This is a genomic window from Proteus genomosp. 6 (assembly GCF_040139785.1).
Lineage (GTDB): Bacteria > Pseudomonadota > Gammaproteobacteria > Enterobacterales > Enterobacteriaceae > Proteus.
The window spans coordinates 252,242-277,921 of sequence record NZ_JBEEVJ010000003.1; the positions used below are offsets into that span (position 1 = coordinate 252,242).

30 protein-coding genes and 1 other RNA gene are annotated in these 25,680 nt (G+C 39.0%); 21 read left to right on the forward strand and 10 right to left on the reverse strand.

Annotated features, from left to right (window positions below; all coding sequences use genetic code 11):
* Positions 1-5: 5 nt before the first annotated feature.
* Positions 6-317 (reverse strand): helix-turn-helix domain-containing protein, encoded by a 312-nt coding sequence (locus ABN212_RS05480; protein ID WP_198619709.1) that lies wholly within the window; start codon positions 315-317, stop codon positions 6-8.
* A gap of 107 nt (positions 318-424) precedes the next feature.
* Between ABN212_RS05480 and ABN212_RS05485 the strand changes: the two genes are divergently transcribed.
* The 5 genes from ABN212_RS05485 to ABN212_RS05505 all read left to right on the forward strand — a co-directional run bounded on the left by ABN212_RS05485 (position 425) and on the right by ABN212_RS05505 (position 4,521).
* Entirely contained in the window at positions 425-595 is a 171-nt protein-coding gene (locus tag ABN212_RS05485; RefSeq protein WP_156171085.1) for a hypothetical protein, read from the forward strand.
* Positions 596-627: 32 nt separating this feature from the next.
* Complete coding sequence (locus ABN212_RS05490; RefSeq protein ID WP_198619710.1) at positions 628-987, forward strand: hypothetical protein; 360 nt, start codon at positions 628-630, stop codon at positions 985-987.
* 368 nt (positions 988-1,355) lie between these two features.
* Positions 1,356-1,949, forward strand: a complete 594-nt coding sequence (locus tag ABN212_RS05495; protein ID WP_349442976.1) for a hypothetical protein — start codon at positions 1,356-1,358, stop codon at positions 1,947-1,949.
* Positions 1,946-3,592, forward strand: coding sequence for a hypothetical protein (locus tag ABN212_RS05500; protein WP_349442977.1), 1,647 nt, complete (start codon positions 1,946-1,948; stop codon positions 3,590-3,592). Before ABN212_RS05495 ends, ABN212_RS05500 begins: the two co-directional genes overlap by 4 nt.
* A 320-nt stretch (positions 3,593-3,912) precedes the next feature.
* Positions 3,913-4,521 (forward strand): BRO-N domain-containing protein, encoded by a 609-nt coding sequence (locus ABN212_RS05505; protein ID WP_311747475.1) that lies wholly within the window; start codon positions 3,913-3,915, stop codon positions 4,519-4,521.
* Positions 4,522-5,055: 534 nt separating this feature from the next.
* Here the strand turns inward: ABN212_RS05505 and ABN212_RS05510 are convergent.
* The 3 genes from ABN212_RS05510 to smpB all read right to left on the reverse strand — a co-directional run bounded on the left by ABN212_RS05510 (position 5,056) and on the right by smpB (position 6,425).
* A complete protein-coding gene (locus ABN212_RS05510) occupies positions 5,056-5,280 on the reverse strand; it encodes a hypothetical protein (RefSeq protein ID WP_311747474.1) in 225 nt (74 codons plus the stop codon).
* Between the two features lie 236 nt (positions 5,281-5,516).
* Positions 5,517-5,883, reverse strand: a transfer-messenger RNA (tmRNA) gene (gene ssrA, locus ABN212_RS05515).
* 59 nt (positions 5,884-5,942) lie between these two features.
* On the reverse strand, positions 5,943-6,425 hold the full coding sequence (gene smpB / locus ABN212_RS05520; RefSeq protein ID WP_109370996.1) for an SsrA-binding protein SmpB: 483 nt from the start codon (positions 6,423-6,425) through the stop codon (positions 5,943-5,945).
* Positions 6,426-6,580: 155 nt separating this feature from the next.
* On the opposite strand from smpB, the gene ABN212_RS05525 reads away from it, so the two are divergent.
* Together ABN212_RS05525 and ABN212_RS05530 are read left to right on the forward strand one after the other, a co-directional pair.
* A complete protein-coding gene (locus ABN212_RS05525) occupies positions 6,581-7,015 on the forward strand; it encodes an SRPBCC family protein (protein ID WP_006533588.1) in 435 nt (144 codons plus the stop codon).
* A complete protein-coding gene (locus ABN212_RS05530; RefSeq protein WP_349442978.1) occupies positions 7,008-7,301 on the forward strand; it encodes an RnfH family protein in 294 nt (97 codons plus the stop codon). Before ABN212_RS05525 ends, ABN212_RS05530 begins: the two co-directional genes overlap by 8 nt.
* 205 nt (positions 7,302-7,506) lie before the next feature.
* Here the strand turns inward: ABN212_RS05530 and bamE are convergent, their stop codons facing one another.
* From bamE to nadK, 3 genes are all read right to left on the reverse strand, one after another.
* Entirely contained in the window at positions 7,507-7,869 is a 363-nt protein-coding gene (gene bamE, locus ABN212_RS05535) for an outer membrane protein assembly factor BamE (protein ID WP_198619714.1), read from the reverse strand.
* A 113-nt stretch (positions 7,870-7,982) separates the two neighbouring features.
* Positions 7,983-9,644, reverse strand: a complete 1,662-nt coding sequence (gene recN / locus ABN212_RS05540) for a DNA repair protein RecN (protein ID WP_349442979.1) — start codon at positions 9,642-9,644, stop codon at positions 7,983-7,985.
* An 87-nt stretch (positions 9,645-9,731) separates the two neighbouring features.
* Positions 9,732-10,631 (reverse strand): NAD(+) kinase, encoded by a 900-nt coding sequence (nadK, locus tag ABN212_RS05545; RefSeq protein ID WP_109370993.1) that lies wholly within the window; start codon positions 10,629-10,631, stop codon positions 9,732-9,734.
* Between the two features lie 100 nt (positions 10,632-10,731).
* Here nadK and grpE point away from each other — a divergent pair, with 100 nt between their 5' ends.
* Positions 10,732-11,343, forward strand: a complete 612-nt coding sequence (gene grpE / locus ABN212_RS05550; protein WP_160230558.1) for a nucleotide exchange factor GrpE — start codon at positions 10,732-10,734, stop codon at positions 11,341-11,343.
* Positions 11,344-11,461: 118 nt separating this feature from the next.
* Here grpE and ung read toward each other — a convergent pair whose 3' ends face one another.
* On the reverse strand, positions 11,462-12,142 hold the full coding sequence (ung, locus tag ABN212_RS05555) for a uracil-DNA glycosylase (RefSeq protein ID WP_196534132.1): 681 nt from the start codon (positions 12,140-12,142) through the stop codon (positions 11,462-11,464).
* Positions 12,143-12,476: 334 nt separating this feature from the next.
* Between ung and grcA the strand changes: the two genes are divergently transcribed.
* Entirely contained in the window at positions 12,477-12,860 is a 384-nt protein-coding gene (gene grcA, locus ABN212_RS05560) for an autonomous glycyl radical cofactor GrcA (RefSeq protein ID WP_023581591.1), read from the forward strand.
* A gap of 137 nt (positions 12,861-12,997) precedes the next feature.
* Here the strand turns inward: grcA and srmB are convergent, their stop codons facing one another.
* Positions 12,998-14,362, reverse strand: a complete 1,365-nt coding sequence (gene srmB, locus ABN212_RS05565) for an ATP-dependent RNA helicase SrmB (RefSeq protein ID WP_232805398.1) — start codon at positions 14,360-14,362, stop codon at positions 12,998-13,000.
* A 264-nt stretch (positions 14,363-14,626) separates the two neighbouring features.
* Between srmB and trmN the strand changes: the two genes are divergently transcribed.
* The 12 genes from trmN to acpS all read left to right on the forward strand — a co-directional run bounded on the left by trmN (position 14,627) and on the right by acpS (position 25,209).
* Positions 14,627-15,382, forward strand: coding sequence for a tRNA(1)(Val) (adenine(37)-N(6))-methyltransferase TrmN (trmN, locus tag ABN212_RS05570; RefSeq protein ID WP_198625827.1), 756 nt, complete (start codon positions 14,627-14,629; stop codon positions 15,380-15,382).
* Positions 15,383-15,678: 296 nt separating this feature from the next.
* Positions 15,679-16,257, forward strand: a complete 579-nt coding sequence (rpoE, locus tag ABN212_RS05575; RefSeq protein WP_006533574.1) for an RNA polymerase sigma factor RpoE — start codon at positions 15,679-15,681, stop codon at positions 16,255-16,257.
* Between the two features lie 38 nt (positions 16,258-16,295).
* Positions 16,296-16,922, forward strand: a complete 627-nt coding sequence (gene rseA / locus ABN212_RS05580) for an anti-sigma-E factor RseA (RefSeq protein ID WP_232797511.1) — start codon at positions 16,296-16,298, stop codon at positions 16,920-16,922.
* A 44-nt stretch (positions 16,923-16,966) separates the two neighbouring features.
* A complete protein-coding gene (rseB, locus tag ABN212_RS05585; RefSeq protein WP_198619718.1) occupies positions 16,967-17,935 on the forward strand; it encodes a sigma-E factor regulatory protein RseB in 969 nt (322 codons plus the stop codon).
* 13 nt (positions 17,936-17,948) lie between these two features.
* Positions 17,949-18,413, forward strand: coding sequence for a SoxR-reducing system protein RseC (gene rseC, locus ABN212_RS05590; protein ID WP_165122850.1), 465 nt, complete (start codon positions 17,949-17,951; stop codon positions 18,411-18,413).
* Positions 18,414-18,714: 301 nt separating this feature from the next.
* A complete protein-coding gene (gene lepA / locus ABN212_RS05595) occupies positions 18,715-20,511 on the forward strand; it encodes a translation elongation factor 4 (protein WP_109370984.1) in 1,797 nt (598 codons plus the stop codon).
* 14 nt (positions 20,512-20,525) lie between these two features.
* Positions 20,526-21,497: a signal peptidase I gene (gene lepB, locus ABN212_RS05600; protein WP_198619720.1), complete on the forward strand. Its 972-nt coding sequence runs from the start codon at positions 20,526-20,528 to the stop codon at positions 21,495-21,497.
* Between the two features lie 195 nt (positions 21,498-21,692).
* Positions 21,693-22,373 (forward strand): ribonuclease III, encoded by a 681-nt coding sequence (rnc, locus tag ABN212_RS05605; RefSeq protein WP_075673668.1) that lies wholly within the window; start codon positions 21,693-21,695, stop codon positions 22,371-22,373.
* The gene (era, locus tag ABN212_RS05610; RefSeq protein ID WP_023581601.1) at positions 22,370-23,278 is read left to right on the forward strand and encodes a GTPase Era; all 909 of its coding nucleotides are present in this window, start codon (positions 22,370-22,372) and stop codon (positions 23,276-23,278) included. The genes rnc and era overlap by 4 nt, the downstream gene beginning before the upstream one ends.
* 9 nt (positions 23,279-23,287) lie before the next feature.
* Entirely contained in the window at positions 23,288-24,028 is a 741-nt protein-coding gene (recO, locus tag ABN212_RS05615; RefSeq protein ID WP_099073674.1) for a DNA repair protein RecO, read from the forward strand.
* 69 nt (positions 24,029-24,097) lie between these two features.
* The gene (pdxJ, locus tag ABN212_RS05620) at positions 24,098-24,829 is read left to right on the forward strand and encodes a pyridoxine 5'-phosphate synthase (protein ID WP_075673670.1); all 732 of its coding nucleotides are present in this window, start codon (positions 24,098-24,100) and stop codon (positions 24,827-24,829) included.
* Entirely contained in the window at positions 24,829-25,209 is a 381-nt protein-coding gene (gene acpS, locus ABN212_RS05625; RefSeq protein WP_069367826.1) for a holo-ACP synthase, read from the forward strand. The genes pdxJ and acpS overlap by 1 nt, the downstream gene beginning before the upstream one ends.
* 40 nt (positions 25,210-25,249) lie before the next feature.
* On the opposite strand, the gene ABN212_RS05630 is transcribed toward acpS, so the two are convergent.
* Positions 25,250-25,510, reverse strand: a complete 261-nt coding sequence (locus tag ABN212_RS05630; protein ID WP_198619721.1) for a YfhL family 4Fe-4S dicluster ferredoxin — start codon at positions 25,508-25,510, stop codon at positions 25,250-25,252.
* Between the last annotated feature and the right edge of the window lie 170 nt (positions 25,511-25,680).

Sequence of the window (25,680 nt, forward strand, 5' to 3'; positions counted from 1 at the left end):
TATTACTATTTTATTTTTAATATGAGTTCTTCTTGTAGTGCTCTTGGCAGTTTGTGAAAACATTTAATCAGACAAGCTAACTGGTCATCTTGAGCATAAAAATAAGCTAACGGGATATCTAGCACATCAGCTAACTTTTGAGCCGTGCCAATATCTACCTCATGAACACCTTTTTCATAACGATTGATACGTGTACTAGCTACAAACTCGTCGATTCCCGCTGCGATACCTAAGTTCTTTTGTGATAACCCAGCAGCTAATCTGGCTTCTTTTAAGCGTCTGCAAAAGATATCTTTGTGATTTTCAATAGGATTCATAATAACTCTCAGTAATATGGAGTTACGAGAATCGTAGTTTTAGCTTGCTCTGGATACTACGAATAACGTAGTATTGTATGAGTGTAATAATTTATAAGGAGTTTTACATGAAACCGTTACTATTAACTATTGTCGCCATAATGTTAAGCGGGTGCATTAGCTATACAAATGATAAAGGGCAAAGCTGTATTGCGGATGCCGACCCAATTTCAGCGGCTGTATCAGGAAGTTTTGTTAGGTGTTATGGCGTTCCTGATGAAAATAAATCAGAGGATTGATAATTATAGCTTTTATATGGAGATGTCACTAAATGAATAATTTTTTTAGATGGGTAGGGCTCCTTCCTATAGCTTTTGTATCAGCTATAGCTTTGCCTGTACTGTTGAGAGTTCTAACAAATATAGGTTTTTTTAATTACAGGGGGGAAGAACCATTACCTTTCTATATAGAGCTGGCTACTTCTGTGGTGATGGGGGCTACGTTTGTTTCTGTAGGAAAACTAATAGCACCAAGTAACAAAGAAAGAGTAGGTAAAATATTGTTCTATATTGGTATCGTCGTGTTAGCTGGCTTATTTATTTTTAATTGGCAGCTAGGAGAAAGAATCGCTGCTTTATATTGTTTACCATCACTTGTTGGAGCATATTTAGCAATGGATTATGATATTTAATGCGCTGTTCCAATGGGATTTATAATATATGCTATGCAATAATAAATCCCATATAGTGAGTTTTTAATTCCAATTGTAATTAACATTATTTAGTACATTCGTTGCGAATATTAATCTTGCCTCATCTAGTGGTTTTAATTTAAAAGCTCTAAATCTATTTGGTGGATTGCCAAATAGTATAGATTTACCTATTCCTATCTTTGAAATTGTTCGCCCAAAAACTGTTCTACTCGTTCCATCATACTTTTCATAGCTTAAGAACAACTCAAAAAAATTACTGGACAGAATAACTGATTTCCAAGTTTTTTGAGAGTCAAAAACATAACCTCTTTGTAAACAAGTAAATGATGCAATCAAAGGAATGATGCATGACACAGACACCACTCAACGAAAATAACACACCTCAAGTCAGTCAAATCATTACGTTGGCGCTGGATGGTGAAGCTATCTTATTAAAAAACCTGACCGTCACACCCTCGATGATGTATCAAGACAAAGACCAGTCGGGGCAGTCATCAAGCACGGTAAACAGTGAGCAGGGGATTAAACCCAAAGAGCTACGCATCACGGGCACGATTCCTTTCACCGAAGAAAAAACGCTAACCCGTTTATTTGCCTTGGCAGAAGCCAAAGATAACGGACTACTAAAACGCTACCGTGTCGCCAACTGCATGGCTAGCGCGATTAATTTTCGTCTTGGCACATTCACTAACGGCATTGATGCGTCAAAGATGGACGGTAAACAAGCCTGGCAAGTCACCTTTACCTTACGTGAGCATTTATCGGTGCCCGAAAAACGCGAAAGTCGTTCAGCAGGGCAAGTTAAAGCCAAAATACAAAGTATGAGTGATAAGCCAAAAGCCAATGGCGAAGGAACGCCAGAACAAGAGCAGGAATTGAGTCGGTTTGAAAAAGAAGTGTTAAAACCAATTAACGACGGACTCGGTGGGGTATTTAAATGAAATCAATTAATCGACTTTATTTATCGGGTGATGAAACGCACCTTGTTGACGTGAAAATGGTGCTGGAATTATCCCAATGTGGACGTGGATTTATTACTGCTAAAACCGATACTGATTACACAGGTAAATTGGTGCGTCTTGATATTGGCTACACGGATTTACTATTACGGTATTTCACGGGTTACGTGGAGCGCTCGCAACCGTCACAAAATGGTTTTCAAAAATTGTTCGTGCGCGAATTGGTTGGCGTATTCGACAGAATGTGGCCATGCTCTTTTCAGCATCCCACCTTAAAACAGATCACCGATTATCTAAAAGAGCACAGCGGATTACATTTTGTGTTACCGGATGCCGAATATGTGAATACCCCTATTCCACATTACACTCATAACGGTACGGGTTATCAATTATTAAATAGCCTGGGAAAAGTCTTCAATATTCCCGATTATGTTTGGTATCAAACGCCAGACGGTGACGTGTTCGTAGGAAGCTGGAATGATTCATTTTGGAAAGATAAAGAGATTGAAATAGACAATCAGTTTTCTTCTGAACAACGTGCCGGTAATCAAATGACCATCCCGATGGTGCAAAGTTTACGCCCTGGTGTGAAAGTGAATGATAAACGCTTAGAGCGTGTGGCGCTGGATAACGACAATATGACGTTAACGTGGATCAGCCCCGATGCGATTACAGGGCGAGCCGAAAACCGCACCATAGCCCAGCAACACATTGATAATGCTTACCCCGAGCTTTCGGCAGGATTGCACTTGCCGAAATTTGCCCGTGTTGAAGCACCCACCGAAAATACTACCGCGGGGGATATTTCTGATCCATTCAGACCAAAATATGCGGTTGATGTGCAAATGGTTGATGCCGACGGCAATGATGTGGCACCCGTTTATCACGCGGTGCCGTTACCGTTGCCGATGGCAGGCAATGAGTCGGGGATGTTTCAATATCCGCCTGTGGGTTCAATGGTTGAAATTGCATTTGAAAATGGCCGTGCAGATAAGCCCTTTATTCGTCAAGTGTTAAGTCATGGCAATACCTTGCCCGATATTAAGCCAGGCGAACAACTGCAACAGCAACGTCAAGAGGTATCACAACGGGTTACGCAGGACGGCACATGGCATCGGCAAACTGACCAAAAAATCATTGAAGAGTCGATGCATCGTGAGGTGAAAACTAATACGGAAAATCGCACCGTTATCGCCAGAGAAACCACTGTACAAGCTACCGATAAAACGACAGTCATTGGCACAAGCACGTTAATGGCGGGTGCCATTATGCAAATTGCTGAAGGTGACTTTAGCCAAGCGACGCAAGCCAATAGAGTTATTGCTGTGGGGCAAAATATGACGATTGATGTTGGTCAGAAACTGGAGGAAAAAATCGGGGCAGTGCGTTCGAGTATTGCAGGCGCGATGCAAAAAATCATGGCACCCGTTGTTTATTTGGGTAATGAACAATTGAATGTGATGCAGTGCATGTTAGATACGCTAGATGTGGTGAATGAGTTGGCTACACTCACGGCAAACCATACTCATAACAACACGGGCAGTCCATTAAATGCCTCAGCCATTAGCAACACAGGCACTAAATCAACAGGACTTAAGCAGAAGTATTCACCTGTCATTGGGTGATAAAATTGTTACCATCCTTGCCCGCGATTGCGGGCTTTTTTATATTATCTTGTTGACCTTTAAATCATTATTAATTATTGTCTTACTCACGAGGACTCAAAACCTCATACAAGCGGTCAGACCAACCCCGTCAGTGTTGGATTTTTTATGCCTATCATTTAGTGGGCGCATTGCGCGACCATACCCCGAATAATGTCGGGAGGGCGACGAATACAACACCCGAAAGGGAAATAAGTCCGCGGTCTCTTGTAGCCGTTTTGAGCCTCCTGACACCATTTTATGGTGACATCAAAATCTCAAAAAAATACAAGGGGTCAGTAATGGCTAAATATTCTGTTGTACCATTCGCTTTTGAATCATTTTCAATAAGAACACTAACAATAAAAGACATGCCGTGGTTTGTAGCGGAAGATGTTTGTAGTGCTCTAAATCTAAGTAATCCTACAATGTCATTAAAATCTTTAGATGATGACGAACGGTCTAAGTTAAACTTAGGGCGTCAAGGGAAGGTCAATATTATCAATGAGTCTGGAATGTATACATTGATACTACGTTGCCGTGATGCCATTAAAAATGGTTCTATTGCTCACAGGTTTAGAAAGTGGGTTACAAACGAGGTATTACCATCTATTCGTAAAACAGGTGGGTATCAATTATCAAAACGAAATATAACCACGAATATTCCCCTTTCTTGCCCTTGTTGCCATAAACCCTTAGAAGTAATAAAAATACATCAGCATCATAGACATCACACTGAAATAATCGCTATATGTAATAGCCATGCTTGTCAGCAAGATGCTTTAAAATATGATTTAAATTTCTCATACTACATTGAGTTAAAAGATAAAATAGAAAGAGATAATAAAGGGGTTTTAGATAAACTATCATATAAAAAACGATTAGCTTTGATTGAGTTATTATCTGATTAGTCTATATTACTAATGTTAGTTGAATGAGAATATCAAATCGTAAAAGGCCAACCTTACCAGTTGGCTTTTTTGTACCTATAAATTCCCATCTCTACGCCATTCTAAGGCGTTCAATTCTCATAATACATCCCCTGCATAGCTCAAAATGGATCGCATCGATAGCGTGCGACTGCGGGCGCATAATCCCCACGAAATAAAATCATTCACCACGTAAAACGCACTAATCCGCACCCGCCTGCACAATTTAGATCAAAAAAATATTTCAGTTTGAAATTTTTACAAAACATATCGTGAGGGCGCGCGGGGATTGGGTTCTTTGCGTAGGCGTCAAACTGAAATGATTGTAAAAGATTTCAGGTTATTTCAGTTTGAGGGATAGAAAAAGGATCTCGATAAAAACTTAATGCATTGATAGTAAAAGAAATTTCATACTTTACGTGGGATTGATGATCCACATTTTACGCGAGAGCATTTTAGAGAATATTTATTTTTCAGTGAGTTATAGATTTTTGAAATTGAAATGATTCAGAAAATTTAGTCGATGCCAGAAATAACACATAAAACTCTATCATCACTGACTAGCTCACAATCACGCACGAAAAAATACAATTTATCTTTATATAGAAATTCTTCAATAGGTCTTACTCTAATATCTTTAGGAACTAAAGTAATATCAGGTATTGCCAGTGCGGTGATCTCTTTATCGACCATCATGGTTTCTGTTGTGCTATCTGATTTAATAATAATAACTTTTCTCATTATCCTATCCTCAGTTTATTTTTGAATAATTAAATAAGTCTTTTGCTATAAGTATAAAAATGATATTTCAATTTGCCAACAAAAGAAAATAGATTACTTAAGAAGAATTAAATAATATTTGTTAGAACGGAAATGAAACAGTAACTGATATCGATGTGAAGATTTTCTGTGTGGACGTAATGTGGACATTCTAAAAATTAAGGGGGCTACGTTTTCACGTAACCCCTTGTTTTATTTGGTGGAGCTGGCGGGAGTTGAACCCGCGTCCGAAATTTCTACATCCTCGGTACTACATGCTTAGTCTATCTTTAATTTCACTTACCCACTGCGGACAGACGCGCCATGAATAAGCTAGCTTGATTAAGTTTAACGCTTCAACCCCAAGCTAGGCATCCACGCGATCTCTTTTGGGTTTGACCTCTCTTTATCCCCGTCTTAAGAGCGGAAGCTAGGGAGAGAGGGCTCAAAGCAGGTTATTAAGCTGCTAGTGCTTTATATTGATTGTCGTTTGCGACTATCTTTTTTGCGGCTTTTTACGAGGCCAACCGCCCCTCGGCATGCACCTTGGGTTTCGCAAATCCCGTCGAATCCAGAATCAGCCCCAAGTTGTTGACAGCGAGTATATCAGAAAAATACTTGTCATTGCTAGTACTTAACGCAATTTAGCGGTTAGCATTTTTCATAATACGTGCTTTGTCTAATTTCCACTCACGATCTTTAATGGTTTCACGTTTATCGTGATCTTTTTTACCTTTTGCAACACCAATTTTGATTTTGCACCAAGCGTTTTTCCAATAAAGAGAAAGTGCAACAACGGTATAACCATCACGGTTGATTTGACCATAAAGGTTATCAAGTTCACGCTGTTTTAATAATAGTTTACGGGTACGTGTCGGATCACAAACGACATGGCTTGATGCAACATTTAAAGGAGTAATAGTTGCACCAAAAAGATAAGCTTCGCCATCACGCATGATAACATAGCTATCACTGATGTTTGCTTTACCGGCTCGCAGTGATTTAACTTCCCAGCCTTGGAGCGCCAAGCCCGCTTCTATCTCATCTTCGATGAAATATTCATGGCGAGCACGTTTGTTTAACGCAATGGTCGCAGAACCAGGTTTGTGTGATTTTTTCTTTGTCATAATGTCCACATTATACTGTATGAGCAATAGAAAGAAATCATTTAACCGACTGTTTTCTTTTCAATTGCATAAAACTTAAGCTATATTCCATTAGATTTTTAATTAGTCACTGTTCAATGATATGATCCGCGCAGTGTTGTCGTACAGGAATAACTATGCCTCAGATTAGTCGATCTGCTCTTGTCCCTTTTAGTACAGAGCAAATGTTTAAACTGGTTAATGATGTTCTTACTTATCCTGATTTTCTACCAGGATGCGTTGGAAGTAAACTGATCAAAAGCACACCAGAAGAAATGATTGCATCAATAAATGTCTCTAAAGCAGGGATCAGTAAAACATTTACTACCCATAATTTTTTAAAGACAAATGAACGTGTGGATATGCGTCTTGTTGATGGTCCCTTTCGTAAATTAACTGGGGGATGGGTGTTTACCGCACTTGATGATAATGCGTGTAAGATAGAGTTTCAGCTAGACTTTGAGTTTACCAATAAATTAATTGAGTTAGCCTTTGGTCGTATTTTTAAGGATTTAACGAACAATATGGTGCAGGCGTTTACTCACAGAGCGAAAGAGATCTATCGTGACTAAAATATGGGTAGAGGTAACCTATGCGTTACCTGACAAACAGTACCTTATCCCTGTGGAAGTAACATTAGGGGATACTGTTGAACAAGCCATTATTGCTTCAAATATCTTAACGATTTGTAATGATATTGATTTGACTAAGAATAAAGTGGGTATTTATAGTCGACCAGCAAAGTTAAGCGATAATGTGCGAGACGGTGATAGAGTTGAAATTTATCGACCTTTAATTGCCGATCCTAAAGAAATGCGTCGTAAACGTGCTGAGAAAGCACGACAAAAAGCAGATTAATATTATGCTTTTTGCCCAATAGGGGTGAGCATCATATATTGCATTGATAGGCCGTTTGATTACAGACAGACACAATACAAGACAACACTGTTATAAAGCAATTTCTCTTTATAAAAACACACCCCAACGTCAAATCTAACGTATGGGGTGCAATCCGTTTTTGCCAATCTATACAAAACTAAGCTTTCTTAGCGCTGTTATCGCATTACGATTTTGTTTCAGGTGCTGAGAAGTTAGGCATATTGCCTTGTTTATCAATCTTAGTCAGTATGCCATTGCTATCAAAAGTCAGGGTAAGAGTCTCTTGACGTACTTTCTGATGACCAGGCTCTTCACGGAAAACATAATACCAAGTCTGGCTTCCGAAAGGATCTTTTAGCATTGGCGTACCAAGGGCAAATTGAACTTGCTGCTGTGTCATTCCTTGCTGAACTTTTGCGACTTCGGCTGGCGTTAAATAATTTCCCTGATTGATATCTGGGTGATAAACCAGTCTCTCGAACATAGAGCAACCTGAAGTCATTACGACTAAAGATAAGGCGGCAACTTTTAACAGTTTAAAACGCATGGTTATTACATTCCTTTTAGGGTCATAGTGACGATGATAATCGACAACGCAGCAATTGAAAACCTTTCACACTCTGCCTATGACCCTAAATATCAATAAAAGTTTGTTAATCGTTATGCAGCCAACAAATCTTTCGCATTTGCTAAGGTATTTTTGGTGACTTCACTACCTGCTAATAAACGAGCTAGCTCTTGTAGACGTTCTTTTTTCGATAATAGTTTCATGGTTGTTTCAGTTTCTTCACCATTTGTCTCTTTATTGACAAAATAGTGTTGATGACCACAACCCGCGACTTGAGGTAAGTGAGTGACACACATTACTTGAGTTGATTCACCCAATTCGCGTAATAATTTACCCACAATAGCAGCAGTAGGACCACTGATACCAACATCAACTTCATCGAAAATAAGAGCAGGCGTATCCATTTTCTTCGCCGTGATCACTTGGATTGCAAGTGCAATACGTGATAATTCACCACCAGAAGCAACTTTAGAAAGGGCTTGATGCGGTTGTCCTGGGTTTGTAGTGACATTAAATTCAACTTTTGTGGCACCATCGATTTGCAGTGAGCTATCATCAAAATGAGTATCAACAGTAAAATAGCCATGAGGCATTGATAATTGATGCATACTGTTGGTGATAAGCTGGCTTAATTCATTCGCATACTGCTGGCGAACCTGATGTAACTGTTTTGCGACATCTAATGCAATTAAATGGTCAGCTTTAACTTGTTCTATTAAAGCGTCACAATCATCATTTTGACGAAGTAGGGCATTTTTTTCTTCAATTAATTGCTGATGAAGATCGTATAATTCTTCAGGTGCAACGCGATGTTTACGTGACAAACTAATGTACTTAGACATGCGTTTTTCAACTTCAAATAAGCGATTAGGATCCATCTCTAAGCGATCGCTATAATGACGAAGTTCATCACTCACTTCACTAATTTGAATAGTAGCTTCTTCCAGCATCTCTAATAGTGAATTGAACTGACTTTCCATAGAGGTCAGTTCAGCAATTTCATGTTTAGCCACATTGAGCATACTTAAAATATTTTGCTCTTCGTTATCGCTTAAAATTTGTAAGCTATTTTGGCTTAAAGTCAAAAATTGCCCGCAGTTAGAAAGACGTTTATATTCTTGATCTAATTCTGGGTATTCGCCTTGTACTGGTTGAAATTCATTGAGTTCTTTTAAATGGTAATCAACCAGTTGCTGTCTTGCTTCTCGTTCTAAAGAGAGTTGTTGAAAAGCGGCTAAAGTTTGGTAACTTTGATGCCATGTTTGATAAGCCGACTTCATGCTTTTTAATAAAGCCGGTTCATGGGCATAGATATCAAGCAGTTGTTTTTGATAGCGAGGCTCTAGAAGTTGTTGGTGAGCATGTTGTCCATGGATCTGGATAAGTAAAGAACCAAGCTCTCTTAATTGTGAAAGTGGTACGGAAGTGCCGTTGATAAAACCACGAGAACGCCCATCAGCAGAGATAGTTCTTCTTAATAGGCATTCATTATGATCATCAAGATGATGTTCTTCAAGCCAACGTTGTGCTGATGGCGTGTCAGAGAGTGAGAATCGTGCACATAAATCGGCTCTAGTTGCACCTGGGCGCACCATATTGGCATCACCACGGTTACCTAAACATAAACCTAGTGCATCAATTGCAATAGACTTACCTGCGCCAGTTTCGCCTGTAATGGTGGTCATGCCACCAGAAAAATCGATTTCAAGTTCACGGACTATGGCAAAATGACTAATGGTTAATTGAGTCAGCATAGTGCCTCTCCTGTGTATAAAAACATATCTGTAATTACATACAGTATAAACTGGTTTTTTATACAGTAAAGTAGTGAGGCACAAAAATTAAAACATTTTTTTCGACCAACCTAATTTTGAGCTGAGCGTATTAAAATAATTGTAATCAGTCGGATGAACTAAATTGAGTTTTTGACGACTTCTCTTAATAATAACTTCATCACCTTCTTTAATGGGTAACACTAATTGGCTATCGCAACTGACTTCATAATCGATATTTGTTTGTGAGAATTTTAAGCGAATTTGGCTATCACTGCTGATAACTAAAGGGCGTGCTGACAAGGTATGTGGAAACATAGGCACAAGCGCAATAGCATCAAGATTGGGTGTTAAAATAGGACCACCGGCAGAGAGTGAATAGGCCGTTGATCCTGTTGGTGTTGCGATAATTAAGCCATCAGAACGTTGAGAGAAAGCAAAACGATCATCAATGTAAACTTCAAACTCGATCATATGAGCAACTTTGCCAGGATGAAGCACGACTTCATTGATTGCTGTACCAATGCGATTTCTTTGACCTTCAGCATAGACGCGTGCTTCAAGTAAAAAACGCTTTTCTTCATGATAGTGCCCAGCTAACACATTGGTTAATTGCTGTAAGGCATTATCAGGGTCGAGATCGGTAAGAAAACCTAAATTACCTCGGTTAACGCCAATTACTTTAATGTTATAGCGAGATAAAACGCGCGCAGCGCCAAGCATATTGCCATCACCACCAACAACAATGACAAGATCAGCAACTTTGCCCACTTGTGTTAAATCACCTGTTTGTGCATTTTCTAGTTTTAGTTCTTGAGCAACTTGTGTATCAATAATAACGTCATAACCTTGAGCCAATAGCCAATGATAGAGCATTTCATGCGTTGAAATTGCTTCAGGATGACGGGGATGGCCGACAATGCCAATGCATTTAAAGTGTTTTTCTTCTGTTACGGTATTATCTGGCATTTTTTTACCCTCGTTTTGCGCCAATTCCTTGAAACCCGTTTATTGATCCCCATAATAAACTAAATATGAAGATGAATACCAAAACTACGCGGAGATGTTCATGAGTAGTAAAGAACAAAATGTACATGAAGAGCAAGCCTCAAAAGAAAAAGAAGGAATGGGATCTGCAATGAATGAGTCTCAAGAGCCAACAATGACCGAAGAAGCACAAGCGGACTTTAATGCTCAAGCTGAATTAGTGGAAGCATTAGCGCGTGTTGATTCTCTTGAAAAACAACTTGAGCAATCTCAAAAGACAGAGCGTGAAGCAATGATCCGCGCTCAAGCTGAAGTTGAGAACATTCGTCGCCGTACTCAACAAGATGTTGAGAAAGCACATAAATTTGCGCTTGAGAAATTTTCTAATGAGTTACTGCCTGTACTTGATAATTTAGAGCGTGCTTTATCTGCGGCTGATCATGAAAATGAATCGCTAAAACCTATGATTGAAGGGTTAGAGTTAACGCTGAAATCATTCTTAGATGCTGTTCATAAATTTGGCATTGAAGTGGTTGAAGAAAAAAATGTGGTATTTAACCCTGAAGTTCACCAAGCGATGACATTAATTGATAGCCCAGCACATGACTCTAATCATGTTGTTGATGTTATGCAAAAAGGATACACCTTAAACGGCCGTTTACTGCGCCCAGCTATGGTTATCGTTTCTAAATAACATTGATTAAAACATTCGTTATCACATGAGTTATTACATGTAGATAAAGTAAACCGCACAATACGAAGATTATTCAATATTCTTGTTATTGTGCGGTTTTATGTTTTATAGGGGAATTTTATTCAATGGGATCAAGATGCCAATTGATTGGTTTGCGGCCTTGCTGCTGTAAAATATCGTTGGCTTGTTTAAAATGACCACAACCTAAAAAGCCTCTATGAGCAGAAAGCGGGGATGGATGAGGTGCTTTTAAAATAACGTGTTTATTTGTATCAATAAAACGTCCTTTTTTCTGAGCATGAGCGCCCCAAAGTAAGAAAATAACCCCATCTCTACGCTGATTGATCTGTTCGATTACTGCGTCAGTAAAGATCTCCCAACCATAGTTAGCGTGAGAATGTGCTTGGCCTTTCTCTACCGTCAATACGGTATTAAGTAATAAAACACCTTGTTTTGCCCAGCTTTCTAAATAGCCGTGGTTAGGGCGTTTAAAATCAGGGTATTCTTTTTCTAGTTCTTTATACATATTGACTAATGAAGGTGGTGCTGGCACGCCTGGTCGTACTGAAAAAGAGAGTCCATGTGCTTGATTAGGGCCGTGATAAGGATCTTGCCCCAAAATAACTACATTCACATTATCAAAAGGCGTAAAACGAAAAGCATTAAAAATATCTTCTTGAGGAGGATAAACAATTTTACCAGCGGCTCTTTGTTGTGCGACTTGAAACATAATTTGATGAAAGTAAGGCTTTTCTTTTTCAGCGCCTATCACATCATGCCAAGTTAATGGTGTAGTCATAACCTAAAATCCTTGTTGATATCTTATAGTGTCTAAGCTTACCGATTTCATCAAGGGAATGAAAATATTACGGGCTAAAAATAAAAATTAATTGAGCCATCAACTTTTATTTGAAAATTTACAAAAAAAATTGCAAATCAGTGATGAATGATTATTGATTTAAAACAACACTTTGCACCCTCTTGGATAAAGTGCTTATGAATTTTGTTGATATTTATCAAAGAATGGCGCCATTTATACTGGTATATAAGTAGACAGAAACATTGGTTAGACCAAATACCCAAGTTCTGATATGAGATTGGAATTTGATTTTGTGCCCAAATTGGAGGTCGAAATGATTACTGGTATCCAAATTACTAAAGCTGATAACGACGATTTATTACACTCTTTCTGGTTATTAGATGATGAAAACGGCGAAGCTCGTTGCATCTGTGCTAAAAAAGGTTTTGAAGAAGGCCAAGTGATTAACCGTAAAGAGTTAGGCAATATCGAATATCGTGAAGTGCCTGTAGAATCTAAACCGGTTGTTCGTGTAGAAGGTGGTCAACACCTTAACGTTAACGTATTAAGCCGTGAAACACTGGAAGATGCTGTTAACAATCCTGAGAAATATCCTCAATTAACTATTCGTGTTTCTGGTTATGCTGTGCGTTTTAACTCACTGACTCCAGAACAACAACGTGATGTTATTACTCGTACTTTCACAGAAAGTCTGTAATTTTCACTAAAGTAATAAGTTAATAATAAGCTCGATATGAAAATATCGGGCTTTTTTTCTATACAAAAGAAAAAAATAAAAAACCGTAACTATATTATATAGCTACGGTTTTTTTATAGGTTCAGAAAGAGCACAGATTATTCGTTATTAGTATTCGTTTCTTTTACTGGTGCAGTAGGTGCAACATTTTTTTCTGTATGTTCAGCAACTGCTTTGCGACGTTTACCAATATTTTTACGATCGCGAGTTCGCACTTTTTCTTTAACTGCTTTTTTCTCTTCTTCTTTTTTCGCTTTGCGTTTAGCAAGTACTTTTTTAGAAGGTTTGAATGTTGCTTTCAGGCTTGGTGCTTTGGTTTCTGGACGTAGTTCAGCAACAACACGATATTTAATTGGCTCTTGAACGTAACGGCCAATTTTCCCTAATAATGGGTGATCATGAGCTTCAACTAATGAAATTGCGATACCTTTACGGCCCGCACGTCCTGTTCGACCAATACGATGCAAGTAAACATCCGCAGTACGAGGTAAGTCAAAGTTGAAAACGTGTGTGATATCATCTAGATCAAGACCACGAGAAGCAACGTCTGTGGCAACAAGCACATTCATTTTGCCTGATTCTAAACGTTTGATTGCATCGTTACGCTGTGTTTGCGCCATTTCACCTTCAAGGTAGCTGCATTTAATACCTTGTTTTTCTAACGCAGTGACAAGCTCTCTTACACGCTCTCTTTTACGAACAAAGACAATCGATTTTTTAACATCGTCTTGCTTAAGTAATGCAGCAAGTAACGCTGTTTTATGTTCAAGATTATCAGCATGATAATAGAACTGCTGAATTTTTTTACGTTCACGGCGAGAAGGATCGGCATTAAGCTCAACAGGTTCGTTGAGGATGCGCTGTGCAAAATCAATAACCGCATTACCTTCCAGTGTTGCAGAGAACAGTAATGTCTGTTTGCGCCAGCGAGTTTCGCCTGCAATAGTTTCGATATCGTTAGCGAAACCCATATCTAACATACGGTCTGCTTCATCTAAAATCAGCATTTCCACTGCGCGGCAGTCAAAATTTTCTTCTTTGATGTACTGTAATAAACGACCTGTTGTCGCAACAACGATATCTTGGTTCTCACTGAAGACTTCAGCGTGATTCATATAAGCAACACCGCCCGTGATTGTGGCGATATCTAAATGTGTGTGCGCACATAATTCTTTTGCCTGCTCGGCAACTTGCATAGCAAGTTCGCGTGTTGGTGTCAGGATAAGAATACGCGGCGGGCCTGATTTTTTACGTGGATAATCAAGCAAGTGTTGAATTGCCGGAAGCAAAAAGGCCGCAGTTTTCCCTGTGCCTGTTGGCGCAGAGCCTAAAATATCGCGTCCATCCATTGCAGCAGGAATTGCATCTGCTTGAATAGCTGTAGGACGTTGATATCCTTTTTCTTCTAATGCGGTCAATAAACTTTCATCAAGTTCAAGACTGGAAAATGTCGTGGCTGTCATTGTATACCTCTGTTTAGGGCGCGGATTTTGACATTATCCCCCGCTAAAAGCCAGAGGATTTACCGCTATCACATTATATATTACCGATAGACGAAGGTATTCGTTGTTTTTAGGCTTAATCTAAATAAGCGTGCATCGTATACAAATAGTTTAATGTTAAGATAGGGGTTGTAGAAACGTTATCTTATCATATATCTCTTTTTCCGTGACATGATTGATAAGCAATAAAAAAGAGATTGCTGTACAAATCAATAGAGCCAATAGATGAATCAAAAGAAAGTGAAAAAAGCAGGATTACGCAAAGGTGGTTTTACATTTAAACAATTTTTTGTTGCTCATGATAAGTGTGAAATGAAAGTGGGTACAGATGGTGTTTTATTAGGGGCTTGGGCGCCTATCGATAATGTAAAAAGAGCACTTGATATTGGTACAGGAAGTGGACTAATTGCATTAATGCTAGCTCAACGAGCGACTAAAATTGAGTGTATTGATGGCATTGAACTTGATGAGAAAGCCGCATTACAAGCGACGGAAAATGCTCAGGAGTCACAATGGCATTCATTTATTCATATCCATCATAGTGATATTCATCATTATGCAGAGCAAACGCAAAATAAGTATGATTTGATTGTTAGTAATCCTCCTTATTTTGAGCCAGCAATTGCTTGTCGTAATGATGTTCGTGAGCAAGCGCGTTATACCAAAACTTTAACGCATGAGGGATTACTGGATAGTGCGCAATCACTTATCACCGAAGATGGTTTGTTCTGTGTTGTATTACCTTATTCTATTGGTGAGCAATTTATTGAAATTGCAGAAAAAAAAGAGTGGAATGTTGCGAAACGCGTTAATATTAAAGACAGTGCAGATAAGCCTTATCATCGAGTTTTGTTAGCATTTCAAAGACAAAATCAAGGCAGTGTTGCATGTAGTATAGATGAACTTATTATTCGTAATAATGAAGGGCATTATACCGACAAGTTCCAATCTTGGGTGACTGACTTTTATTTATATTATTAAATCTATATTTAATAATATCTTGTTTAAGATAATATATATTGTTGTAAGTAATCGTATATATTCAAATAATATCATTGTGTTATCGTTTTTTTATTGGCAGATTGCATTTTGGTTGGGTGATCATCATGATGATTTTTTTGTGATTCATCTCTTAAAATAATGATTGAATTGAACTTCATACTATTTTTGCGCTCTAAGTCTTGTAGCTCATAAAAACGAGAAGGAATAACGAGAGTAAATATGACGGAGTCATTTAAAAATAGTGCGAAGCTTGACTTCGGGAGAGTCCATCTCTAATGAGCGAGCAGTTAACGGACCAAATGTTGGTTGAAAAGGTACAAAATGGTGACCAGAAAGCCTTTAATTTGCTGGTTATCCGCTATCAACACAAGGTAGCAAGCCTGATTTCCCGTTATGTACCACAGGGCGATGTACCAGATGTTTCGCAAGAAGCCTTTATTAAAGCTTATCGTGCCATCGGTTCTTTCCGTGGAGATAGTGCTTTTTATACATGGCTTTATCGCATTGCTGTGAATACAGCAAAAAATTATCTGGTCGCACAGGGGCGACGTCCGCCTTCGAATGATTTAGATGCGAGTGATGTTGAAAATTTCGAATCACCCAATGCACTAAAAGAAATTTCGAACCCTGAGAATTTAATGTTGTCTGAAGAGTTACGGAGAGTGGTTTTTCACACCATAGAGTCATTACCTGAAGATTTAAGGGTTGCTATTACACTTCGGGAACTTGACGGGCTAAGCTATGAAGAGATAGCGGTCATTATGGATTGCCCTGTCGGAACAGTACGTTCACGTATTTTTAGGGCGCGAGAAGCTATTGATAATAAGGTTCAACCATTAATACAAGAGTTTTAATTGTGGGTGAACCATCATTGACTGAAGGGTACTTTTACATGCAAAAAGAAAAACTTTCTGCATTTATGGATGGCGAAGTTCTTGATAAAGAATTAATGGGTACAATTGCTCGTGATGACTCCATGAAAGAGACATGGCAACGCTACCATTTAATTCGTGACACAATGCGTGGTGATGTAGGTGAAGTAGTCCACTTCGATATCGCAAGTCGCGTTGCGCTCGCTTTAGAGAATGAACCTGTTCGCATAAGTCCTGAACAACAACAAGAGCAGCAACCTGCGCCATCACAATGGCGTCAGCACTCTTTCTTACAAACGTTACGTCCTTGGGCAAGTCAGTTAACTCAAATCGGTGTCGCGGCTTGTGTTTCATTAGCTGTTATTGTTGGTGTTCAGCAATATAATGGAAAAAGTGGTTCTGAAGATTTCCAAGTAGATACACCTGTATTTAATACTCAACCTATTATGGGTTCAGGTTCACCAGTAAGCTTAAATCTTCAAAATGATACTTTAGGTAAAGACCAGCAAACACGTTTACAAGAGCGTAATCAGCGCCTTGGATTAATGTTGCAACAGTATGAGTTAGATCGTCGCATTTATAATGCACCACAAAATGAAGCGCCAGTTAGCGCTCAAGGTGAAACTCAACCCGTAGCTGCACAGTAATAGATGTGAATGTATAAATAACGTGTGGGAATGAAATAGTCGTAATGAAAAAATCATGGTTATCCACCTTATTGCTGGTGGGCAGCCTGTCAATGCCGATACAAGCCTTGGCGCAACCTCAAACAGGTAGTGTCGAGGCTTTGTTGCAAAAGATGGGTCAGACAAGTCAAAGCTCTACCTATGAATTATCTTTTATCAATATCAATTCTCAAGGTATTGTTCCTATTCGCTACCGCCACACTCTTATCGATGGCAAACCGCTTGCACAATTAATGCAAATGGATAGTACTCGCCGTGAAATAGTTCAACGTGGTGATGAGATCAGCTATTTTGAGCCAGGCTTAGATGCTTTCAGCTTAAGAAATGATCATATCGTTGATTATATCCCTTCTATCATTTACCAAGATTTCAATGAATTATCAGGTTATTATAATTTTATTGATGCAGGTAGAACGCATATTGGTGATATTCCAAGCCGAGTTGTTCGCGTGCTATCAAAAAATAATGACCGTTATGATTATGTCTTGTTTATAGATGAAGAAAGATATCTACCTTTAAGAGTCGATCTACTAGATAAGAATAATGACATCATTGAACAATTTCGAGTGATTACAGTTAATGAAGGGAGTGAAGTCGGAGCAGAACTTAATTCGTTACGTACCGTCAATATGCCACCTTTATTACTTGTACCAAAAGCTAAGCCCTTGGTTTATAACTGGTCGGTTAGCCAATTGCCTGAAGGTTTTAAAGAGGTAAAACGCAGTAATCATCAAATTTCTGAGACTGAGTTTAGTCAGTCTATTTTATTTAGTGATGGATTATTTGACTTCTCTATTTATGTTAATAAAAGTGGTCAACACGTTAATTCGCCCGAACGCGATAAAATGTTGAGGTATGGTCGTAATACAATTTATACCTATGACAAAGAAGGTAATGAAATTACCTTTATTGGTCAGCTACCATTTCCTACGGCACAAGCAATAGTTAATAGTGTTGTATTTACGAAAAAGTAAAAGGGTATAAGTTATGGTTAAAGAGTGGGCAACAGTTATACATTGGCATGAAGGACGGGCGTTATTACGCTACGGATCTTCTTCTGGCTGTGGTAGTTGCCAAGCTCGCGCTGCGTGTGGCTCTTATTTATTAAATAAAATAGGGCCAGAGACAGTTCATCAACTCGAACTTCCCGTTGCACAACCTTTAGTTGAAGGGCAAAAAGTGGAAGTCGGTATTCCTGAAAATAATCTACTTCTTTCCGCAATGCTAGTGTATTTAACGCCACTTATTGGCTTATTTATTGTCGCAGGCATTGCGAGCCTTTGGCTTTCGAGTGAATTTGCTATTTTTTGCAGTGGACTTGTGGGTGGTGCTCTTGGTTTTTTATTTGCCAAAAAAGTGGCGACTTGGTGGAGCAAAGATGAAGGTTTTGAACCTATTGTATTGCAAATAGGGCTTCCACCTCATGAACTTAAAGTTCAATTTCAAGAATAATGAGTTGATTAAAATAATGGGGCATCTGCCCCATTATTCTTGTCATGCTGCTTTTGTAATAATATCTATCTTAAATTAACACGTTTCTATATCTGGAAATTACCCGCAAAAAATTACAAATAAATGCAAGTCTTAGCATAAATGTTTGTGTTTGATGAACGTTTCTTTGAGTATAATGTCTCTAGTGTGTAGAATGCGTCATCAATAATAACTCCTGCAATATAGAGTTTTCGCTTTGTGTCCATGAATGACGCCAAAGCCAGATTTATAGAGCAAAGCAATAGAGAAAAATAATTTCAGAATGAAAAACATACGTAACTTTTCCATTATCGCACATATTGACCACGGTAAATCGACGTTATCAGATCGAATTATTCAAATTTGTGGTGGCTTATCAGATCGTGAAATGGCTGCGCAGGTTCTTGATTCTATGGATCTTGAGCGTGAACGTGGTATTACAATCAAAGCGCAAAGCGTAACCTTGAATTACACCGCTGATGACGGTGAAGTTTATCAGCTTAACTTTATCGATACCCCAGGACACGTTGACTTCTCTTATGAAGTATCTCGTTCACTCGCTGCGTGTGAAGGCGCGTTATTGGTCGTAGATGCTGGGCAAGGGGTTGAAGCGCAAACATTAGCAAACTGCTATACCGCGATGGATATGGATCTCACCGTCGTTCCTGTTTTAAATAAAATAGACTTACCAGCAGCAGAGCCTGAGCGTGTTGCTGAAGAGATTGAAGACATTGTGGGCATCGATGCCACAGATGCAGTGCGTTGCTCTGCAAAAACAGGTATTGGTGTTAAAGAAGTTATCGAACGTCTTGTTAAAGAAATTCCAGCACCTGAAGGTGATGCAGACGCTCCATTACAAGCACTGATTATTGACTCTTGGTTTGATAATTACCTTGGTGTTGTTTCACTGATCCGTGTTAAAAACGGTAAAGTCAGCAAAAACGATAAAATCAAGGTAATGAGTACGGGACAGGTTTATAACATTGACCGTATTGGTATTTTTACGCCAAAACAAATTGATACAACCACGCTTAATTGTGGTGAAGTAGGCTGGGTTGTTTGTGGTATTAAAGATATTTTAGGTGCACCTGTTGGGGATACTTTAACAGCAGCGCAAAAACCAGCAGATAAGCCATTGCCTGGCTTTAAAAAAGTTAAGCCACAAGTTTATGCGGGTTTATTCCCAATTAGCTCTGACGACTATGAATCATTCCGTGATGCATTAGGCAAATTAAGCCTGAACGATGCTTCATTATTCTATGAGCCAGAAAGCTCAACAGCGTTAGGTTTCGGTTTCCGTTGTGGTTTCTTGGGTCTTCTTCATATGGAGATTATTCAAGAACGTTTAGAACGTGAATATGACCTCGACCTGATCACAACAGCTCCAACCGTAGTTTATGAAGTTGAAATGACTAACGGTGATATTGTGTTAGTGGATAGCCCGTCTAAATTACCACCACTGAATAATATCGAAGAAATCAGAGAACCTATTGCTGAATGTCATATGTTATTACCGCAAGAATACTTAGGTAACGTAATTACTTTATGTATCGAAAAACGCGGCGTTCAAACCAATATGGTCTATCATGGTAATCAGGTTTCATTAACTTATGAAATTCCGATGGCTGAAGTAGTATTAGATTTCTTTGACCGTTTAAAATCAACATCACGCGGTTATGCTTCTTTAGACTATAACTTTATTCGTTTCCAAGGCTCTAACATGGTACGTGTCGATGTCTTGATTAATGGTGATCGCGTTGATGCTTTAGCATTGATTACACATAACGATAATGCACCTTATCGTGGTCGTGAGCTGGTGGAAAAAATGAAAGAATTTATTCCACGCCAACAGTTTGATATCGCTATCCAAGCGGCAATTGGTAACCATATTATTGCTCGTTCAACTGTTAAACAGTTACGTAAAAACGTATTAGCCAAATGTTATGGCGGTGACGTTAGCCGTAAGAAAAAACTGTTACAGAAACAGAAAGATGGTAAAAAACGTATGAAGCAAATTGGTAACGTAGAGCTACCACAAGAAGCGTTTTTAGCCATTCTTCATGTTGGTAAAGATAAATAATTTAAGGAGAAAACATGGCTAACACGTTTGCCTTGATCCTAACACTGGCAACGCTAATAACGGGAGTTTTTTGGGGAATTGAGCGCTTTAAGCTCAAGCCAGCCCGAAAAGCAAAACTAAAGCGTCTTCAAGAGATGACGCAAGGGACCGAGGATCAGCAAGAGTTAGCAAAATCAATTAATAAACCAAGCTGGGCAGAGACATTAGGCTCTTTATTCCCAGTTTTGATTATTGTTTTGGTTCTGCGTTCATTTGTGTATGAGCCGTTTCAAATACCTTCTCGCTCCATGATGCCAACTTTGTTGGTTGGTGATTTTATCTTGGTTGAAAAGTTTGCTTATGGATTAAAAGATCCAATTACACAAACCACGTTAATTAATACAGGGAAACCTAAACGAGGCGATATCGCTGTATTTAAATATCCTCGTGATCCTTCTACTGACTTTATTAAACGTGTTATTGGATTACCGGGCGATAAAATTGTTTATGATATGGTGTCGAAAAAACTTCATATCTATCCAAATTGTGATAAAGCCATTTGTAATGAGGAAATATCAGTAAATTATGGTACTGCTTATCCAAGTGAATGGACGTTATTATTACAAAATGTACCGGGTGGTCAGCGTATTAATGGTATGAAATCTATTCCAATTGAGGAGCCTATTTCAACAGCAACTCAATTACGTGAAGAAGAAAGAGTAGAAACTATTGATAAAGTCTCTCACCGTATTATGACAATACCTGGTGATATGACGATGCCTGAGTTTATCCAACCTGGATTACCTGTCGGTACGTGGATTGTTCCTGAAGGTCATTACTTTATGATGGGTGATAATCGAGACGGTAGTTCAGATAGTCGCTTCTGGGGCTTTGTTCCTGAGAAAAATTTAGTAGGTAAAGCGACAACAATTTGGATGAGCTTTGAAAAAGTAGAGAATGAATGGCCAACAGGCGTTCGTTTTAGCCGTATCGGTGGCATTAAGTAATTATTAACAAAATAGCGACAGCATTCCTTCTTATCTAAGTGTAGAATGTGTCGCTTCTTTAAATATGATTGGCTCCTGTTATTGACAGGAGCCAGTGCAAACGCAACAGTTCTGTTATCCAACTCGATAATTTCTCGTTGTCTTAAACAGATTTGTTGCGTGTGCTTCAAATTAAGTTATGGAAATTGATCGCACATGAATACTTTATTAATAAACCAGTTACAAAAGAAACTGGGCTATACTTTTACGCAAAATGAATTATTACTACAGGCTTTAACGCATCGCAGTGCCAGCAGTAAACATAATGAACGTTTAGAATTTTTAGGTGATTCAATTCTAAGCTATGTAATTGCTAACGCACTTTATCATCGCTTTCCTCGTGTTGATGAAGGTGATATGAGCCGAATGAGAGCAACACTTGTTCGTGGAAATACACTCGCTGAATTAGCGCGTGAATTTGAATTAGGTGAATGTCTACGTTTAGGCCCAGGGGAATTAAAAAGCGGTGGCTTTCGTCGCGAATCAATTTTAGCGGATACGGTGGAAGCTTTAATTGGTGCAATTTTCCTCGATAGTGATATTCAAAATATCGAAAAAATTATTTTAAACTGGTATGAGAATCGTTTGGCTGAAATTAGTCCAGGCGATAAGCAAAAAGATCCTAAAACTCGTTTGCAAGAGTATCTGCAAGGCCGTCATTTACCATTACCTTCTTATATTGTGGTACAGGTTCGTGGCGAAGCCCATGATCAAGAGTTTACGATCCATTGTCAGATAAGCGGTATCGAACAACCTGTCAAAGGGATGGGTACAAGCCGTCGTAAAGCTGAACAGGCCGCTGCTGAACAGGCATTAATACAACTGGAGCTTGAATGAGCGAAGAACAAACCTATTGCGGATTTATTGCGATAGTCGGTCGCCCAAATGTGGGAAAATCAACACTACTGAACCAATTACTGGGGCAGAAAGTTTCTATTACATCACGTAAACCGCAAACTACGCGTCACCGTATCATGGGTATTGATACAGATGGTGCTTACCAAGCGATTTATGTGGATACACCGGGCTTGCATATCGAAGAAAAGCGAGCAATCAACAGACTAATGAATCGCGCAGCAAGCAGTTCAATTGGTGATGTTGAATTGGTTATTTTCGTTGTTGAAGGCACCAATTGGACGCCTGATGACGAAATGGTGTTAAATAAATTAAAATCATTACGTTGCCCTGTTTTATTAGCAATTAATAAAGTGGATAACGTGACTGATAAAACCAAGTTACTTCCACATATTGGCTTTTTAAGCCAACAAATGGATTTTCTTGATGTTGTGCCAATTAGTGCTGAAAAAGACATGAATATAGATACGATAGCGAAAATCGTACGTAAATGTTTACCAGAAGCGACTCATCATTTCCCTGAAGATTATATTACTGATCGCTCTCAGCGTTTTATGGCATCAGAAATTATTCGTGAAAAATTGATGCGCTTTTTAGGTGAAGAATTACCTTATTCTGTCACTGTTGAAATTGAGCAATTCGTTACCAATGAGCGTGGTGGCTATGATATCCACGGATTAATTCTGGTTGAACGTGAAGGCCAGAAGAAAATGGTTATTGGTAATAAAGGTGCGAAAATCAAGAAAATTGGTACTGAAGCCCGTATGGATATGGAAGACTTATTTGAAAACAAAGTTCACTTAGAACTTTGGGTGAAAGTCAAAGCGGGCTGGGCTGATGATGAACGTGCTTTACGTAGCCTTGGCTATGTGGACGATTTAAAGTAGGTAACTGAAGTGGATGGCTGGCAACGTGCATTCGTTATCCATGCTCGACCTTACAGTGAAACGAGTTTATTACTCGATTTTTTCACTGAAAATGAAGGGCGAGTACGCATATTGTCAAAAGGTGCGCGAGGCCGTCGTTCACCCTTAAAAGGGGCACTTCAACCTTTTACTCCTTTGCTCATTCGTTGGAGTGGGCGAGGAGAAGTTAAAACACTTCGTGATGCTGAACCTATCTCTTTAGCATTACCACTGACAGGCTCTGTACTATACAGTGGCTTGTATCTTAATGAGTTATTGTCTCGCGTTTTAGAAAATGGTACGTCTTATAGTGTACTTTTTTTTGAATACCTCTCCTGTTTGCAAATTCTTGCTGCTAGCGATACCACACCCGAAGCGGCACTAAGACGCTTTGAACTTGCGTTATTAACACAACTTGGCTATGGATTAGATTTTCTGCATTGTGCCGGAAGTGGAGAGCCTGTTTCAGATTCGATGACCTATCGTTATCGGGAAGAAAAAGGTTTTATTGCGAGTTTAGTGGTTGATCATAATAGTTTTACGGGATTTGAATTAAAATCCTTAGCCAGTCGCGAATTTCCTACTGTTGAAACATTAAAAGCGGCGAAAAGGTTTACTCGAATGGCATTGAAGCCCTATTTAGGCGGAAAACCATTAAAAAGTAGAGAACTTTTTAGACAATTTGCTATTAAAAAATCCCCAAAGAAAAGAGCATTGATGGCAGAACAGTAATATTGTCTTTTTCTTCTCTATGGAATGTGTAAACTAAGGTAATGCAACGTTATTTTTCAGGAGAAGAGCATGTCTGATATTCTACTTGGCGTTAATATTGACCATATCGCCACCCTTCGTAATGCCCGAGGCACAACGTATCCCGATCCTGTTCAAGCGGCTTTTATTGCAGAACAAGCTGGTGCTGATGGTATTACTATCCATTTACGTGAAGATAGGCGTCATATCACTGATCGCGATTTAATGTTGATAAGCCAAACGGTTCAGACAAGATTAAATCTGGAAATGGCAGTTACTGAAGAGATGATTGAGATAGCTTGTCAAACTCAGCCTGATTTTTGCTGCTTAGTACCTGAAAAACGCCAAGAAGTGACAACGGAAGGTGGTTTAGACGTTGTTGGCAATGAAGCAAAAGTTGCTGATGCAATTAAACGCTTATCTTTAGCGGGTATCAAAGTTTCTCTGTTTATTGACCCTGACCATGAGCAAATTAACGCAGCCGATCGTGTTGGTGCACCTTTTATTGAGATCCACACTGGTGCTTATGCTGACGCTGAAGATGAAATGGCTCAAGAAAAAGAGTTTGTCCGTATTCGTGATGCAGTGACTTACGCCGCATCTAAAGGCTTAAAAGTGAATGCGGGACATGGTTTGCATTACCACAACGTACAACGTATTGCCGCATTACCTGAACTTTATGAACTGAATATTGGTCATGCAATTATTGGTAGAGCCGTATTTAGTGGATTAGCACCAGCGGTTGAAGAAATGAAACGCTTAATGCGAGAAGCGCGTCGCTAATGGCTATTGTTGGCTTAGGTATGGATATCGTCGAGATATCGCGTATCGAAGATATTATAGGGCGTTCTGGTGAACGCCTTGCTCGTCGCATTCTTACTGATACCGAATGGGAAATCTATCAATCCCATAAACAGCCAATACGCTTTTTAGCTAAACGGTTTGCAGTAAAAGAGGCGGCGGCAAAAGCATTAGGAACAGGGATCCGTTTAGGATTGGCTTTTAATCATTTTGAAGTGCGTAATGATGAGTTAGGCAAACCTACACTGCATTTTTTAGCGGTTGCAAAAGAGATGGCAGAGAAAGCGGGGATAAACTCTATTCACGTAACACTTGCTGATGAACAGCGTTATGCCTGTGCGACAGTTATTTTAGAAAAATAGCTCTCTTAGATTTATCACCCACAAAATCATTGACTAAGGTTTAGAGCTTATCTGCATGGTGGATCAACACAAATTTTTCCCATAATTCATCTTGAGATTCAGTATGAGTAGGATCAGTGATGATCGTGTTAGTAATCGGACAAACCGATTGGCAAGTCGGTTTATCGTAATGTCCTACGCATTCAGTGCAAAGATCAGGATTAATTTCATAAATTTCATCCCCCATTGAAATAGCATCATTAGGACATTCGGGTTCACACATATCACAGTTGATGCATTTCTTCGTAATTAGTAAAGCCATATCAGTCACTTAATATATAAATTATTAAATTTCAGTAACTTATATCTTGCACTTATATGTTACCATCTATCAGTTTTATGTAGCTATATCCGATAAAATAGCGTTTTATCATTCAAATGGGGATATCGCCCAAATCTTCTTGCTTGATGAGAGATAAGCAAGGGAGGGTA

Bases quoted from the DNA above. Each gene is read 5' to 3' on its own strand.
- ABN212_RS05480 (WP_198619709.1), bottom strand. From the start codon at position 317: ATGAATCCTATTGAAAATCACAAAGATATCTTTTGCAGACGCTTAAAA.
- ABN212_RS05485 (WP_156171085.1), top strand. From the start codon at position 425: ATGAAACCGTTACTATTAACTATTGTCGCCATAATGTTAAGCGGGTGC.
- ABN212_RS05490 (WP_198619710.1), top strand. From the start codon at position 628: ATGAATAATTTTTTTAGATGGGTAGGGCTCCTTCCTATAGCTTTTGTA.
- ABN212_RS05495 (WP_349442976.1), top strand. From the start codon at position 1,356: ATGACACAGACACCACTCAACGAAAATAACACACCTCAAGTCAGTCAA.
- ABN212_RS05500 (WP_349442977.1), top strand. From the start codon at position 1,946: ATGAAATCAATTAATCGACTTTATTTATCGGGTGATGAAACGCACCTT.
- ABN212_RS05505 (WP_311747475.1), top strand. From the start codon at position 3,913: ATGGCTAAATATTCTGTTGTACCATTCGCTTTTGAATCATTTTCAATA.
- ABN212_RS05510 (WP_311747474.1), bottom strand. From the start codon at position 5,280: ATGAGAAAAGTTATTATTATTAAATCAGATAGCACAACAGAAACCATG.
- smpB (WP_109370996.1), bottom strand. From the start codon at position 6,425: ATGACAAAGAAAAAATCACACAAACCTGGTTCTGCGACCATTGCGTTA.
- ABN212_RS05525 (WP_006533588.1), top strand. From the start codon at position 6,581: ATGCCTCAGATTAGTCGATCTGCTCTTGTCCCTTTTAGTACAGAGCAA.
- bamE (WP_198619714.1), bottom strand. From the start codon at position 7,869: ATGCGTTTTAAACTGTTAAAAGTTGCCGCCTTATCTTTAGTCGTAATG.
- recN (WP_349442979.1), bottom strand. From the start codon at position 9,644: ATGCTGACTCAATTAACCATTAGTCATTTTGCCATAGTCCGTGAACTT.
- nadK (WP_109370993.1), bottom strand. From the start codon at position 10,631: ATGCCAGATAATACCGTAACAGAAGAAAAACACTTTAAATGCATTGGC.
- grpE (WP_160230558.1), top strand. From the start codon at position 10,732: ATGAGTAGTAAAGAACAAAATGTACATGAAGAGCAAGCCTCAAAAGAA.
- ung (WP_196534132.1), bottom strand. From the start codon at position 12,142: ATGACTACACCATTAACTTGGCATGATGTGATAGGCGCTGAAAAAGAA.
- grcA (WP_023581591.1), top strand. From the start codon at position 12,477: ATGATTACTGGTATCCAAATTACTAAAGCTGATAACGACGATTTATTA.
- srmB (WP_232805398.1), bottom strand. From the start codon at position 14,362: ATGACAGCCACGACATTTTCCAGTCTTGAACTTGATGAAAGTTTATTG.
- trmN (WP_198625827.1), top strand. From the start codon at position 14,627: ATGAATCAAAAGAAAGTGAAAAAAGCAGGATTACGCAAAGGTGGTTTT.
- rpoE (WP_006533574.1), top strand. From the start codon at position 15,679: ATGAGCGAGCAGTTAACGGACCAAATGTTGGTTGAAAAGGTACAAAAT.
- rseA (WP_232797511.1), top strand. From the start codon at position 16,296: ATGCAAAAAGAAAAACTTTCTGCATTTATGGATGGCGAAGTTCTTGAT.
- rseB (WP_198619718.1), top strand. From the start codon at position 16,967: ATGAAAAAATCATGGTTATCCACCTTATTGCTGGTGGGCAGCCTGTCA.
- rseC (WP_165122850.1), top strand. From the start codon at position 17,949: ATGGTTAAAGAGTGGGCAACAGTTATACATTGGCATGAAGGACGGGCG.
- lepA (WP_109370984.1), top strand. From the start codon at position 18,715: ATGAAAAACATACGTAACTTTTCCATTATCGCACATATTGACCACGGT.
- lepB (WP_198619720.1), top strand. From the start codon at position 20,526: ATGGCTAACACGTTTGCCTTGATCCTAACACTGGCAACGCTAATAACG.
- rnc (WP_075673668.1), top strand. From the start codon at position 21,693: ATGAATACTTTATTAATAAACCAGTTACAAAAGAAACTGGGCTATACT.
- era (WP_023581601.1), top strand. From the start codon at position 22,370: ATGAGCGAAGAACAAACCTATTGCGGATTTATTGCGATAGTCGGTCGC.
- pdxJ (WP_075673670.1), top strand. From the start codon at position 24,098: ATGTCTGATATTCTACTTGGCGTTAATATTGACCATATCGCCACCCTT.
- acpS (WP_069367826.1), top strand. From the start codon at position 24,829: ATGGCTATTGTTGGCTTAGGTATGGATATCGTCGAGATATCGCGTATC.
- ABN212_RS05630 (WP_198619721.1), bottom strand. From the start codon at position 25,510: ATGGCTTTACTAATTACGAAGAAATGCATCAACTGTGATATGTGTGAA.